The 12,453-nt window shown below is 42.8% G+C and carries 16 protein-coding genes; 3 read left to right on the top strand and 13 right to left on the bottom strand.

Annotated features, from left to right (window positions below; genetic code table 11):
- Positions 1-49: 49 nt before the first annotated feature.
- The 11 genes from chrA to ND16A_RS01610 form a co-directional block, all read right to left on the bottom strand.
- Positions 50-1,189 (bottom strand): chromate efflux transporter, encoded by a 1,140-nt coding sequence (chrA, locus tag ND16A_RS01565; protein WP_033079204.1) that lies wholly within the window; start codon positions 1,187-1,189, stop codon positions 50-52.
- Positions 1,190-1,480: 291 nt separating this feature from the next.
- Positions 1,481-2,095 carry an FMN-binding negative transcriptional regulator gene (locus tag ND16A_RS01570; RefSeq protein WP_052073313.1) on the bottom strand — a complete coding sequence of 205 codons (615 nt, stop codon included), beginning with the start codon at positions 2,093-2,095 and terminating at the stop codon, positions 1,481-1,483.
- A 26-nt stretch (positions 2,096-2,121) separates the two neighbouring features.
- The gene (locus tag ND16A_RS01575) at positions 2,122-2,577 is read right to left on the bottom strand and encodes a GNAT family N-acetyltransferase (RefSeq protein WP_033079203.1); all 456 of its coding nucleotides are present in this window, start codon (positions 2,575-2,577) and stop codon (positions 2,122-2,124) included.
- Between the two features lie 58 nt (positions 2,578-2,635).
- A complete protein-coding gene (locus ND16A_RS01580) occupies positions 2,636-3,865 on the bottom strand; it encodes a glycosyltransferase (protein ID WP_033079202.1) in 1,230 nt (409 codons plus the stop codon).
- A gap of 91 nt (positions 3,866-3,956) precedes the next feature.
- Positions 3,957-4,427, bottom strand: a complete 471-nt coding sequence (locus ND16A_RS01585) for a DUF6265 family protein (RefSeq protein ID WP_033079201.1) — start codon at positions 4,425-4,427, stop codon at positions 3,957-3,959.
- 71 nt (positions 4,428-4,498) lie between these two features.
- Complete coding sequence (locus tag ND16A_RS01590) at positions 4,499-4,861, bottom strand: cupin domain-containing protein (protein ID WP_033079200.1); 363 nt, start codon at positions 4,859-4,861, stop codon at positions 4,499-4,501.
- Between the two features lie 13 nt (positions 4,862-4,874).
- Positions 4,875-5,300 (bottom strand): GNAT family N-acetyltransferase, encoded by a 426-nt coding sequence (locus ND16A_RS01595; RefSeq protein ID WP_033079199.1) that lies wholly within the window; start codon positions 5,298-5,300, stop codon positions 4,875-4,877.
- Between the two features lie 89 nt (positions 5,301-5,389).
- On the bottom strand, positions 5,390-6,076 hold the full coding sequence (locus ND16A_RS20430; protein ID WP_052073312.1) for a helix-turn-helix domain-containing protein: 687 nt from the start codon (positions 6,074-6,076) through the stop codon (positions 5,390-5,392).
- A 138-nt stretch (positions 6,077-6,214) separates the two neighbouring features.
- On the bottom strand, positions 6,215-6,853 hold the full coding sequence (locus ND16A_RS01600; RefSeq protein WP_033079198.1) for a glutathione S-transferase family protein: 639 nt from the start codon (positions 6,851-6,853) through the stop codon (positions 6,215-6,217).
- Positions 6,854-6,898: 45 nt separating this feature from the next.
- Positions 6,899-7,177, bottom strand: coding sequence for a hypothetical protein (locus tag ND16A_RS01605; protein ID WP_033079197.1), 279 nt, complete (start codon positions 7,175-7,177; stop codon positions 6,899-6,901).
- A 67-nt stretch (positions 7,178-7,244) separates the two neighbouring features.
- Entirely contained in the window at positions 7,245-8,018 is a 774-nt protein-coding gene (locus ND16A_RS01610) for a methyltransferase domain-containing protein (RefSeq protein ID WP_033079196.1), read from the bottom strand.
- A gap of 209 nt (positions 8,019-8,227) precedes the next feature.
- On the opposite strand from ND16A_RS01610, the gene ND16A_RS01615 reads away from it, so the two are divergent.
- The gene (locus tag ND16A_RS01615; RefSeq protein WP_033079195.1) at positions 8,228-8,740 is read left to right on the top strand and encodes a MerR family transcriptional regulator; all 513 of its coding nucleotides are present in this window, start codon (positions 8,228-8,230) and stop codon (positions 8,738-8,740) included.
- Positions 8,741-8,870: 130 nt separating this feature from the next.
- Here ND16A_RS01615 and ND16A_RS21795 read toward each other — a convergent pair whose 3' ends face one another.
- Together ND16A_RS21795 and ND16A_RS01620 are read right to left on the bottom strand one after the other, a co-directional pair.
- Positions 8,871-9,551: a hypothetical protein gene (locus ND16A_RS21795; RefSeq protein ID WP_235282251.1), complete on the bottom strand. Its 681-nt coding sequence runs from the start codon at positions 9,549-9,551 to the stop codon at positions 8,871-8,873.
- A gap of 124 nt (positions 9,552-9,675) precedes the next feature.
- Complete coding sequence (locus tag ND16A_RS01620) at positions 9,676-10,257, bottom strand: uracil-DNA glycosylase family protein (protein WP_033079308.1); 582 nt, start codon at positions 10,255-10,257, stop codon at positions 9,676-9,678.
- Between the two features lie 171 nt (positions 10,258-10,428).
- Between ND16A_RS01620 and ND16A_RS01625 the strand changes: the two genes are divergently transcribed.
- Both ND16A_RS01625 and ND16A_RS01630 read left to right on the top strand, forming a co-directional pair.
- Complete coding sequence (locus tag ND16A_RS01625; RefSeq protein ID WP_033079194.1) at positions 10,429-11,376, top strand: AAA family ATPase; 948 nt, start codon at positions 10,429-10,431, stop codon at positions 11,374-11,376.
- Positions 11,377-11,404: 28 nt separating this feature from the next.
- Complete coding sequence (locus ND16A_RS01630; protein ID WP_081945692.1) at positions 11,405-12,448, top strand: DUF58 domain-containing protein; 1,044 nt, start codon at positions 11,405-11,407, stop codon at positions 12,446-12,448.
- Positions 12,449-12,453 lie beyond the last annotated feature (5 nt).

The following is a 12,453-nucleotide window of genomic DNA, read 5'->3' as shown; positions in this document are numbered from 1 at the left end:
AACCTCTATCTATGCTCCTTGGCAGCTGAGTTGCTGTTGTTGATGACACTCACCATAAACTGCCAATCAGAGCAAAAGCCAGTACTAAGGCGACAATGGGTAACTTAAACTGGCGCAGAATAAAGAAACCGATTAATACCAAGGCCATTTCTTTGCCTGAGCTTACCGCGCTGGTAAACACTGGATGATATAGAGCTGACAACAGTAAACCAACAACACCCGCGTTTATCCCCCAAACGGCAGCAGCAACCTTAGGTTTTTGCGCCAGTGTTTGCCATGCTCCCTGCAAACCCAGTACCAGTAAGAACCCTGGCAAAAATATGGCCACGGTGGCGAGTAAGGCTGCACTGAAACTATGCTCAACTAGCATGTCGGCCCCTAAAAATGCCGCCACCGAAAACATCGGCCCAGGGACTGCTTGTGCTGCGGCATAGCCCATTAAAAATCTATCGGTGCTGACACTGTCCGTTAGGGTTTCTTGCAATAACGGCAGTACCACATGGCCGCCACCAAACACCAGACTGCCTGAGGTATAAAAGCCATTGAGTAGTGCTAGCCATTGCGAATTATCGGCAACGATAGGCAAACCAACAAATAACAGGGTAAACAGCACTAATGGCAGCCATTTAACGTTTACCTGGTTTGGGCTTGGCTCACTGTTTACTGTGCCAAACAAAATGCCGGCCATGGCAGCAGCAACAAGGACCATCATCTGGGTATATAAACTTGGCAACAACAGCAGTAGCACGGCGCTAAAAATACAAATGCTTTTCGCCAAACGGTTCGTACAAAAACTATTAAACATTGATAATGTGGCATCGGCCACTACTACCACCGCAAGTAATTTCAAGCCATGGATAACATTATTGAGCAGGTCTGAATCTTGACTCACAGACTGGCTGGCAAGCAGGTATAACAACATAAATGAAGGCAGGGTAAAACCAATAAACGCCGCAATACCGCCAAACAGACCGGCGCGTTGTAAACCTATGGCGAAGCCTATTTGACTGGAGCCGGGGCCGGGTAAAAACTGACTTAATGAGATCAGCCGGGCATAACTGCTATCGTCTAGCCATTTTAATTGTTGCACGAAGGTTTTTTGAAAATAGCCTATGTGAGCAGCTGGGCCGCCAAAGCTCATTAAGCCAAGTAGCAAAAATTGCCAAAAAACTTCTAACACATTTTTCAAAAGGTAAAATCCCAAATAAAGTATTGAATCACAGGGTATTAGGGTCTGTTGACCTTTGCTGTGCATTTTTGCAGCGTTTAGGCAGGCGAACTTTGCACCGCGTTATGGCTCAATTATTTGGAGCAACCAAACTTCAATCGCCAAGCCTTGTTCAAAGTACGCCTGTTTGAACAAAAGTTGTACCGCAAAGGTCAATAGACCCTAGTCTAAATCTTTATACTAGCCTTTATTTGTTACGCTTCTATGACAAAAACAAATTTATATTAGATTCAGCTTAACCTTTAGCGCGTCCTAGACACCCATGCCGATATTTTTTTGTTGCATATAATTAAGCAGTTGTTTGGCGTCTAGCGAGGGTGACGCACTTAATCCGGCAACAACGCCTTGTTGATCTTCCATTTTACGATGCTGACCAAGCTTGTCTTGTCCTTGAATACTGGTTAACACAATTTTAAAACCGACAATGGCCTTCGCCAGTTTGCTTTTATATTGTTCGGGCATGATATTGTCTTGTTGCAATAATGTGGGTTCATATTTGTTTATGGTGGCATCGATTATTTTCAGCGTTTGCTCATCACTGGTGAGCTCAACTCTACCGACAGCATGCACCGCACCGTAGTTCCAGGTAGGCACCGCTGGAGTGGCGGCATACCAAGTGGGTGAAATGTAGGAGTGTGGTCCAGAGAATATCGCCAGCACTTGCTCTCCATGTATGGTTTTAGCATGTGAATTAGCTCGGGCTAAATGACCATACAATACGCCCATCTCACCCTCATCACTGGCCAATAGCAAAGGCACATGGCTGGCATTAAAGTTTGCTGATACTAGTACTGCAAATCCATTTTGGCTGATAAACTGCTGTAAATCAGCAACACTGCCCATATTCCATTTATCTGCTACATGCATAAAGCTTCCACTCAACTGGTTCGTTATTAAAGAGATTTACTCATAAAAGTAGAGTAAGGGTCATCCTGGTAATTAGCAAATGGTTGACACACTTGAAAGCCGAACTTCAAATACAAGCGATGCGCAGGCAAGAAAGCCGCCTGAGTACCTGTTTCCAGACTCACTTTACGATAACCCCGCTTTTTGGCCTCTACTAAAATATGACGCAGCATAGTTTCGGCAACGCCTGTGCGCAAGTGCCCCTTGGCGGTACGCATAGATTTTATCTCAGCGTGATCTTTATCCAGCTCCTGCATTGCCCCACAACCGGCCAATTCATCATTGCTCCAAAGGCTCCAGAAGCTAATGTTCTCGGCTTGTAACGCGGTTAAATCGAGCGCATGCACACTATCTACCGGTGAATGTTGCAGCATGTCTTGATGATGTTCCGTTAATAACGAAATCACTGCGCTAGTGGTTAAGCCACCTTGTTTAATTTGCATCTATTGCTCTCCACAAGCCGTAAAAGAATCATTGTTGGTTCCGCTGATATACCAGAGGTCAAGCATCCTTAGCATTTTTCGCCGCGATCCATTGTGACATGTATTTGGTACTCGCCAACGAATGATGCTTTAACATAGCACCGGTAAAGTTGTTTAGTCTATGCTGCGCTAATTGTTGCTGCGTCTCAACAATTTTGGCGAGTAACTGTTGCCCTAGCTGCACACTGTCATAGCGTGCGTTTAACAAGGCGCTACCATGTTGTTGAGCTGCACACCACTGCTGCTCATTGTTATATAAATCAACTGCCGCTTGCGCAAACGCCACCATTTCGTCACTGATAATGCCAGGCCATGGCTCTTGGCTGTGCATACCTTCACTGCCCAGTGATGTGGTGACATTCGGCGTTTGCATGATCATAGCATCGAGTAACTTACCTTTTATGCCCGCGCCAAAGCGAATCGGCGCCAAACAAATTCGCGCTTGCTCCATTACCTCAAAAGCACTTTCAGCCCAGCCCTTAATGATAAAACCGATTTTTGGGTTATTTAATGCCATCGCTTTCGGTGGAGGATAGGAGCCATAAATATGCAATTCAGCCTTGGGCAGTTGCTTGCGAATCAGTGGCCATATTTGCTGTAAATACAGCACCACATCCCAATTGGGCGCATGCCTAAAATTACCTATGGTGATAAAATGCTGACGTTCGGCAAAACCCAGCGTTTCGCTAGGGCATTCCGCCAGATTGACCATAAAGGGCAGGTGATGCAACAATTGGGGGTCGACCTGGTAAGTGTCAGTTAATAACTGCATTTCAAAGGTGGAAATGATCAACGAGATATCGCAACGTAAAATGGCCGCAACTTCACGTTTCGCCAGATCGCTGGCAAGGTCGGTTTGAGTTAATTCTCGCCCCGCTTTATGAGCTTGATGACGAGCATTACGCAAACATTGCAGATCTTCGGTGTCTAATATTTTTAGCGCCTGCGGACAGTGTTTTTCTACGCGCCAGCCAAATTGCTCTTCCATCATAAAGCGATCGAACAGCACCATATCTGGCATATATTGACTGACATAATCGTCAAAACTGTCGCAGTTAAGGGCAATACTTTGGCTAGTAATGCCTTCACTGGCCAAATCAATCATGTGCTCTGTTGGTTGCGCCGGGGTAGCAAATTCAACTTGCCAGTTTTGCTGTTTAAACAAACGCAAAATCGACATCATATGGCTGCCAGCAGCAGAAGAGTTTGGCTCAGGCCAAACATAACCGATCACTAATATTCTTTTCATCATTAACTCTGATACCCGTTAAGGTTGAGCTATCGCCCATTCACACTTTTAATTTGCGTCATTTTAACTAATTAGGCTCAGTGATTACATGTTAATTCTGCATTTCGACACGAGAATAGTGAATGCTAAAGTTTTTGCCCTGCTCGCCAGCAACGAGTACCGTTAAGAGGTTTTGATCTTGAAGCTGATAACTGAGTGTTTGTGGAAAGTCATGATTTCGATTTTCAAAGGTGGCCGATAAAGCCGTGCATTCGGTCAGCTTAAAGGCTACCGGCAGCTCATTATTGGCCACCTTCGCCCAAAAAAACACTTCGCCCGACATCATCACTAGCCTTAATGTTTCACTGCTAACGATTTTATTTTTTGCTATCGACTCGGTTTGGCCGTGGCCTTCAAAGGTATTTGCGCTTACCGCTTGCCAGGATTCTGTGGTTTTATAATTTTCATCTTCGGCTTGCCAGTTACCCACCAGCCAGTTTAACGATTGCAAGTTATCGCATGAAGTCGCGAAGACGCTTTGTTGACACGCCAGCAATACCATAAAGCTAAAAAATCGTTTCATTTTAACTACCTCAACATCATCTGAAAATTAATCTTCCGTCGTTAATATCGGATTACCATCAGCTATGCAGTTCACACCCAAATATCATTTTCTGCGGTTAAAGCAGAACCACTATCGCCGGTATTCACTATCCCTTTCGGTTCTACTATCATGATCTTACATTCACTTTTTGCCACAGGTTTATGTTCCACCCCTTTCGGGATCACATACATTTCTCCGGATTGTAAGGTGACATTGCCATCTCTAAACTCAATGGTAAGTATCCCTTCCATGACAATAAATACTTCATCGGTATCGGGGTGATCATGCCAAACAAATTCCCCTTCAACCTTTACCAGTTTGAATTGGTAATCATTCATTTCTGCAATCACTCGTGGTGACCAATGATCCTCAAACTTGTTAAATTTTTCTTTAAAATTTATGACTTTCGACATTGTTTACTCCTTATTAACTATCAATACTGAAGGAGAAATGGTGACTGGCAATATCAAACCGCTCTCTCAAATAAAATCGATGTGCTGGAAATCGTTGTACACCAGAATCCAAATGTAACTGCTTAGCGCCAATTTGCTGACCATAGTCTTTAAGCCAATTGATCAAAAGACTACCGGCCCCTGTTGATCTGTGCTGTTCACAGGTTACCAAATCATCAATGTAAATGTGTTTGCCCCAAGCCAGCTTTTCACCAACCACAAAGCCGGCAACGCAGGTAACTTCACCTTTTTCTGTTACATATGCCAGTTGATAACCTGACTGTTGCTGTTGTTTGATTTGCTCAATAATTGTTGCTGATGAATATTGCGGCCGCAATTGCAGTAACACCTTTGCTACGCCATCGAGCTCTTGGTTCGATCCTAATAAATGAACTTTCATAATTTCCCATTATTATCGTTTTCTTTTTAATCAGTTTAATATCAAGACGCCATTAAGTAAGAATACAACCTGCATATAGCACCCCAAAATTATTCCCCTAATTGACAACGTAACATTTTTTCCATTTTTCGTTTATACGGTCGAAACCAAAATTCTGAAAAAAGTATCGCGTATAAAATCGGTTTCAATACCACGGCAATAAAAGCCTGATAGTTACCTAACATCTCAGGTTTGTGCACCGCTAACGTAATGGTGGTGACCACAGAGGCAACAACGCCGATTATATAAGCATTACTAATGGCGGTTTGGGCTTGCACAATTAATTCATTCAGGCCTGAAACTCGCGTTGGATAGCGAACAATCCACGAGGTTTTATCAAATAACTTATGGGTATTGCGAGCACCATAAGTCATGATCGACAAAATCACCGTTAAGCCGATAACGATAGTAAAGCTAGCGACTTCCCAAGGGCCATTAGTACCGGTGAGCAAAATGATAAGTGGTATCGCCATACCCAGTATTAATAAACCAAAGGCACCACTCCAATCGGTTTTGACCGCACTTTCCTGAACATATTTTTCATCGCTGGCTGACAATTCAGCCGGAGATAGCTCAAACGCCGTAGCCAACGCCATTTTGCTGTCTAAAGAACAAGTGCCATCCTTTTCAATTCGTTGAATGGTCCTTTCACTCAAGCTGGCAATGGCCGCCAATTTTTCTTGTGACCAACCGCGATCTTTGCGTAACTGAATTATTTTTGTTTTAGAAATTGTCATAACTGTAATCCCACATTAAAAAAGTCAGGAAAATCATCCCGTTAAAAGGGAATAAATACCACGACAACTCCCTGACAATAAGCCGACGATAAACCGACATGGAATATGAAAGTGCTAAAGTGTTCAAAAGTAAGCAACTTACTGATAATTTTTAAGGCTAAGATTTTCTTGCTTACACACCTTAATAATTGCATCACGTTTCGCTAAATTGCAGAGATACCGGGAAAGGTTGTTAAAAGACAAAGGTGGCTTATTAAATTCATCAGCCCACACCGCGAGCATAAATAAAAAATGGTCACAAACAGAAATGCTGTTCCCCACCAGAAAATCTTTGTTCTCTAATTCATCATCAAGAAGTTCAAACATCTCCGTTATTCTCTGCTCTTGAGCTGTGGCAATATGGCTCGCTGAACTAGTATCCGTGGTATGCTTTTGCGGATAAAAATAAACCATAAGTTCAGCTTGCACCGTATTCGTTAAATACATCATCCATTGCAAAAAAAGTGCTCTATTCGGGTCGCCAACTGGGGGAATTAAATTGGCTGAAGGATGAGTTTCGGCCAAGTGAATACAAATGGCTGGGCTTTCAAAAATAACCAACTTATCGGCAATTAACGTTGGGATCCTGCCAGCAGGATTTAATGCTAAGTAATCGCTAGATTTTTGCGCATTGCTCTTTCTATCCACAGTGATCAATTCATAGTCGACCTTTAACTCTTCAAGAACAAAGTGAGGCGCCATGCTGGCATTCAACGGATAGTAATACAATTGGTACAATGAACTTTCCTTATTAAACTATTTTGAAATTTGATGAACTAGGGCTTAACTGCATTTAATGTATTTTTCACCAATGTGATAGACATTGTTAACCAACACATAAGTACCTGAAATTATGGCCGAGGTCGGCACTGAAATAATCGCCAACAGCTCATCATTCCATTCATAGAAGCTAGTGTCACCCTCGGTTAAGTTGACTAATTTCAGCACCTTTTTGTCTGTTGATAATGCGCATTGATACTCTTGGCTTTGATCCGTTTCAGGAACAACAAGACAACCACTAAGAAAAAATAGGGGTGCGAACAACAGGGCTTTTTTTAACATGAATTTTCCTTTTCTATTAGGTTGTTATCGCGGCATCGGCGTAACCGTAAAATGCCGCAACACTGGTTTACAAACTTTCAGGTTTCTTAAAACGGATGGCAAACCTATCTTGCAACCCGTTAAAATCGCCCCAAGGCTTGGTGTGCTGATCGGCTTTATTTCTGAGTACATCAGTTGTCTGGTCGATGACAAAGCCAGCTTTGACAAATTCCTCTTTGACAAAATTTTCACCGATTCGATGCAGCGTGCCAATTTGGGAAAGTCCTTCGTCAGGTTTTGCCGCATTGTCGAGGATGATTAACTTTCCTCCTGGCTTAAGCGATGAGTAGAGAGTCGTTAATAATTGCTCGCTCATTTCCGAGTTAAGATAAATATCATGCAGAACAAAGAAAATAATGATGGCATCTAAATCATTTTCGCCGACATTTATCTCCTCTAGCACAGTATTGTGTTCTATCAGTGAATGATCACGCAGCGGTATTACATTCGCTAGTCGATTATCTTTTAAGCGCGCTTTATTATAAAGAAAGTGAGCATACACCTTGCCCGTATCACCCACTAACCAGGATACCAGCTCGGTGGTATAACCACCGCCAGCCCCCAATTCTAAAACCGAATCACCGGTTTTTATTTGAGTGAATGGTAAAATATCGGCGGGTTTTCTTTTTTTGTCGAACTCGATGTCTTTGCTTAATCTTTTTTCGTGTTGCACCGCTTTTGTGTACATATCTGCCGCTTGGCTTTCAACGGCAAACGCATGTTGCCAAACCATAGCAAGCAGTAATGTACCGCTTGCCGTTATTCTTCTAAAAAACAAAGATGAACGTTTCTCGAATACCATTTAATTTATCCTAACTATCTTGAGTTGTTAATAGTCTTTACCAAGATAACAAATAACTACCACTTTTATAAACCTCACAGTTACTCTGCTGCTGAGCATTTGCCATTTAGAGCAACTTATTTTACAGCAAAAATACTATACTAACTTTGCTTGACCCGTCTATAGGTTCAGGGTTGATAGTAGTCGTGCGGTTAGGAAAAAGGAATATTATGTTTACAGTAACCAAACTCGCTAAAACGTGCAAGGTGTCACGTGCAACCATACTTTATTACGAGCGTGCCGGCTTGCTAGAACCAACGGTACGCTCAGAAAATGGCTATCGGTGGTACGGGGAAAGTGAGATTAACCGGCTTAACGACATCATTCGTTTTCGCTCTTTTGGCATACCTGTTGCAGAAATAGAAACACTTCTTGATCACGAAAGTGAAGTTTGCCAAGCAGAAATATTGAAAGCACAATTTGAAAAGCTTGAATATAACATTTTGGCACTCCGCAAACAGCAAAGCGCTATCGTAGCGCTGCTACAACAACCTGAACTAGTGGAGAAAAACATGGTTACCAAAGAACGTTGGGTAGAAATTATGAAAGCTACCGGGTTTAGTGAGAATGACATGACAAACTGGCATAAAAACTTTGAAAAGATGGAGCCGGAAGAGCATCAATTATTTTTAGAATCTCTGGGCATTGCTAAGGATGAAATAGTAAAAATAAGGGGGCTATAGTGAAGGTGCTGAAGCGGGGAGTTAAACGCATAACGCTCAAATAAAGCCCCTATCTTCTTTGCCTGAAATGTTATGCGGAGCGATTACTGTCAGTGGTAATTGGCTCCGCTTTAACATTTTATGGTCTGAATTATTTGCTGTAATGACGGATCACAGATACTTTGCCATTGTCAATTTCTAACACCTCAAAAGAATGGTGATTAAACGTCATCAGTTGACCATTATCTGGGTGTACCCCTTTTGCCTGGGTATCAAACTCAATCATAATCACGTTATGCCCATAGGCAGTATTGGTGAGTTTGGCCGAATATTCGGTATGGATACCTAAATAATAGGTCATGCCTTTGCGCAGCCCTTTTTTACCATCCTCTTGGCGACTATCATCAGTCGAATAAGGCAAATGTTGATAACCAACATCGTCGGTTAAAAAAGACAAATAATGTTCTAAATCATCGGTGCTAGCCTTGGGGTTTTGCACATTCACCCATGCGGCAAAATAGTTATTAATGAAATCATCATAATTAAACTCTTGCTCTGCTGAACGGGCCGGGAAGGGCAGTAACAGCATGAAACTAACCAACATTGATAACCAAACTTTCATTTTAACTCCATGTTTTTTTATATTATTATCATTCGTTTCCGGGGTATCATTACACAGTGCACATTCAATGCCTTTGCGGGGTTGATAGAGTCTTGAACCGACAAATATCGCTGTGGTAATGAAGGCCCAGGTAACGGCAAACATAAGCGATTGTTGAACGGAATGCTGCTTTAGCAATTCGACAATAAATAGAACAGCTGTGATTGCCAAGAACACCTTGATAAATCTCGTAAACCAAAATTTAAACCCCATTTGCGCTCCAAAGTAAATCTCATCCCAATCAACTGAACGTTAACAACGAATTAGCTACCGATCAACAGCTAATTATGTGCGTTCAGCGGGCGAGAATAGCCGATATCCGTTGTCGAAGGGGTGGTAACACCTCGGTTTCAAACCACGGATTTCGACGCAGCCAAAGGTTGTTTCTCGGGCTGGGGTGTGGCAGCGGAACCATATCTGGCCAATAAGTTCGCCACGACTTTACCCGTTCGGTCACCGACAAACCTGCGTCCGCTAAATGATAGGCCTGTGCGTACTGTCCAATCACCAAGGTAATTTCCAAATTACCAAGTTGTTGAAGCAGCTGGTTTCGCCAGGCCGGCGCACACTCGGGTCGTGGCGGTAAATCTCCAGACTTTCCTGAACCTGGAAAACAAAAGCCCATCGGCAAGATAGCAATTTGTTCCGGATCGTAGAATACCTCACGTGTCACCCCCAGCCACTCGCGTAAACGATTGCCGCTGGCATCATCAAACGGCACGCCTGACTCATGCACCTTTTTGCCCGGTGCTTGCCCAGCAATCAGTATTTTTGCTTGCGGATGCAACTGCAGAACCGGCCTTGGACCTAGCGACAAGTGCGGCTTGCAAAGGGTGCAGGCTCGAACCTCAGAGAGTAGCGACAAATACGATTTCATAGCAAATGATATCTCCAAATGGCCTAATAATACGGATACTTTTGCATACAACATTAGAGTCTGCAACGATCAATATTTAATCAACTTGCTATCCTCAGATAAAAACAATGAAAACTTGGTGCAATTGGTGCTACCGTATCGATTATATAAAAAGAAAAGGTATTGGTGTGTATGCAAACTTTGATTGCAACTATTTTATCCCAGGTAGGCTCTGTTGTTTTAGGCAAGCCGCAAGAAATTAAATTGTCACTCGCCTGCTTATTGGCCAGAGGGCATATTTTAATTGAAGACTTGCCCGGCATGGGCAAAACCACGTTAGCGCAAGTGTTGGCTAAAACGTTAGGCTTGAGTTATCAAAGAACCCAATTTACCAGTGATCTGTTACCGGCAGATGTGATCGGGGTTTCGATTTATAATAGTGACAATAAAAGTTTTGAGCTCCATAAAGGCGCGATATTTAATCAACTGGTTTTAGCCGATGAAATTAACCGAGCCAGTCCGAAAACACAAAGTGCGTTATTAGAAGCCATGGAAGAGAGGCGAGTTAGCATTGACGGTACAACTCATGCGTTACCCAGTCCATTTTTTGTTATCGCAACGCAAAATCCTTTGTTCCACTCCGGCACGTATCCTTTACCTGAGTCACAACTTGACCGTTTTATGATGCGGATTTCGCTAGGTTTCCCTGGCGTTGACGCTGAAAAACGCATTTTACTGAGCGAAGACAATCATCAAACATTAACTCAGTTAACCGCATGCATTTCGCCCGAACAATTACAGCAGATGCAGCAGGCTACTAGCAAAGTAACGGCGGCAAACAGTATTCTTGAGTACATTATTGCTTTGTGTCAGGTGAGTCGGCAAGCTGATGTTAATGCGAAACCGTTATCGCCACGGGCAGGCAAAGCGCTATTGGGCGCAGCAAAAGCATGGGCTTTTATGGAAAACAGAGATTATGTTTTACCGGAAGATGTTCAGGCGGTGTTTATGGCGGTTTGTTTACACCGAATTGAAACCGGTACCGAAGAATTTTCCCATTTTGGCGATCATCTGCAAGCCGATAATATTGCTAAGCAAATACTACAACAGGTTGATGTGCTTAACCCACTTAATTGTTAAAGTTAAATATGAACAGGTATAAGTCATTATGAGCCAGGTCCGCACTAACCTAATGGGTTCTGAAAATAACGCTGAATATAAGTCAGCAAGCTTACCGGCACAAGTAAAAAGGCAAATAACACAGTTGTTTCAGGGTCGATTCAATGCCTGGTTAACTCGCCGTATCCCGGCGGCCGCTCAGCATCAATTAACCAGCCGAAATATCTTTATTATGCCGACCCGTTTTGGCTTTGCTTATCTGTTCTTTGTTTTACTTTTGTTTTTATTGGCGACCAATTATCAAAATAACATAATTATGTTATTCAGTTACTTAATGGCGAGTTTATTCATCACTGCGATGATGACCAGTTTTTTTAATCTGTCGGGTTTGATTATTAAAGCCCAGGACAAAAGCAGGGGACATGTTGATCAACCAGTGAATTTTGTGGTGACCACAACGTCACCGCAACGCCGGTTTGACCTTAATTTTAGTTTTGATTTACAAAACAGCGTGCAACTTCCGCTCTGCTCGCCAGGCAATAACACCGTGCAAGTGCCTTATTTGGGCAAAACCCGTGGCCGTTTTTGTCCTGGTCGCTTAAAAGTATCCAGTGAATATTGTTTTGGTTTATTTATTACCTGGACCCGGCTAGATTTTCAATGTCAGGCAATTGTTTATCCTAAAATTAAAGCCATTAATGGCGCATTGCCCGCCATGTCAGCCGATTTTGACAGTAATGAAAACGCAACCAGCAGCAACAACGGCAATGATGATTTTTATGAACTTAAAAACTATGTGTTGGGTGAGCCTCTATCCCGTATCGCCTGGAAGCAACTAGCGAAAGGGCAAGGCAGGTTTACCAAACACTATCAACAAAGTCAGGGCAACTTGTGTTGGCTAAATTTACAAGATATGCCCGCCAATGATATTGAAAGTAAATTGCAATTGCTGTGCTATATCATCCTTGAATACAGTAAAACCGCACAGCAATTTGGCCTTAACCTGGGCACAGTGAAAATTCCTCCTAATGATGGTCTGCAACATATGCATGAATGTTTAACGGCCTTAGCAGACTTTAGTGTGAGGTCTTAAAGGCA

The sequence above is a fragment of the Thalassotalea sp. ND16A genome, from assembly GCF_000764205.1.
Classification (GTDB): Bacteria; Pseudomonadota; Gammaproteobacteria; order Enterobacterales; family Alteromonadaceae; genus Thalassotalea_A.
The sequence above is the reverse complement of the archived record's forward strand: the minus strand, read 5'-3'. Positions and strand labels throughout refer to the sequence as shown.

Bases quoted from the DNA above. Each gene is read 5' to 3' on its own strand.
- ND16A_RS01580 (WP_033079202.1), bottom strand. From the start codon at position 3,865: ATGAAAAGAATATTAGTGATCGGTTATGTTTGGCCTGAGCCAAACTCT.
- ND16A_RS01595 (WP_033079199.1), bottom strand. From the start codon at position 5,300: ATGAAAGTTCATTTATTAGGATCGAACCAAGAGCTCGATGGCGTAGCA.
- ND16A_RS01570 (WP_052073313.1), bottom strand. From the start codon at position 2,095: ATGCATGTAGCAGATAAATGGAATATGGGCAGTGTTGCTGATTTACAG.
- ND16A_RS01625 (WP_033079194.1), top strand. From the start codon at position 10,429: ATGCAAACTTTGATTGCAACTATTTTATCCCAGGTAGGCTCTGTTGTT.
- ND16A_RS01585 (WP_033079201.1), bottom strand. From the start codon at position 4,427: ATGAAACGATTTTTTAGCTTTATGGTATTGCTGGCGTGTCAACAAAGC.
- ND16A_RS01620 (WP_033079308.1), bottom strand. From the start codon at position 10,257: ATGAAATCGTATTTGTCGCTACTCTCTGAGGTTCGAGCCTGCACCCTT.
- ND16A_RS01610 (WP_033079196.1), bottom strand. From the start codon at position 8,018: ATGGTATTCGAGAAACGTTCATCTTTGTTTTTTAGAAGAATAACGGCA.
- ND16A_RS01605 (WP_033079197.1), bottom strand. From the start codon at position 7,177: ATGTTAAAAAAAGCCCTGTTGTTCGCACCCCTATTTTTTCTTAGTGGT.
- ND16A_RS01575 (WP_033079203.1), bottom strand. From the start codon at position 2,577: ATGCAAATTAAACAAGGTGGCTTAACCACTAGCGCAGTGATTTCGTTA.
- ND16A_RS20430 (WP_052073312.1), bottom strand. From the start codon at position 6,076: ATGACAATTTCTAAAACAAAAATAATTCAGTTACGCAAAGATCGCGGT.
- ND16A_RS01630 (WP_081945692.1), top strand. From the start codon at position 11,405: ATGAGCCAGGTCCGCACTAACCTAATGGGTTCTGAAAATAACGCTGAA.
- ND16A_RS01590 (WP_033079200.1), bottom strand. From the start codon at position 4,861: ATGTCGAAAGTCATAAATTTTAAAGAAAAATTTAACAAGTTTGAGGAT.
- ND16A_RS01615 (WP_033079195.1), top strand. From the start codon at position 8,228: ATGTTTACAGTAACCAAACTCGCTAAAACGTGCAAGGTGTCACGTGCA.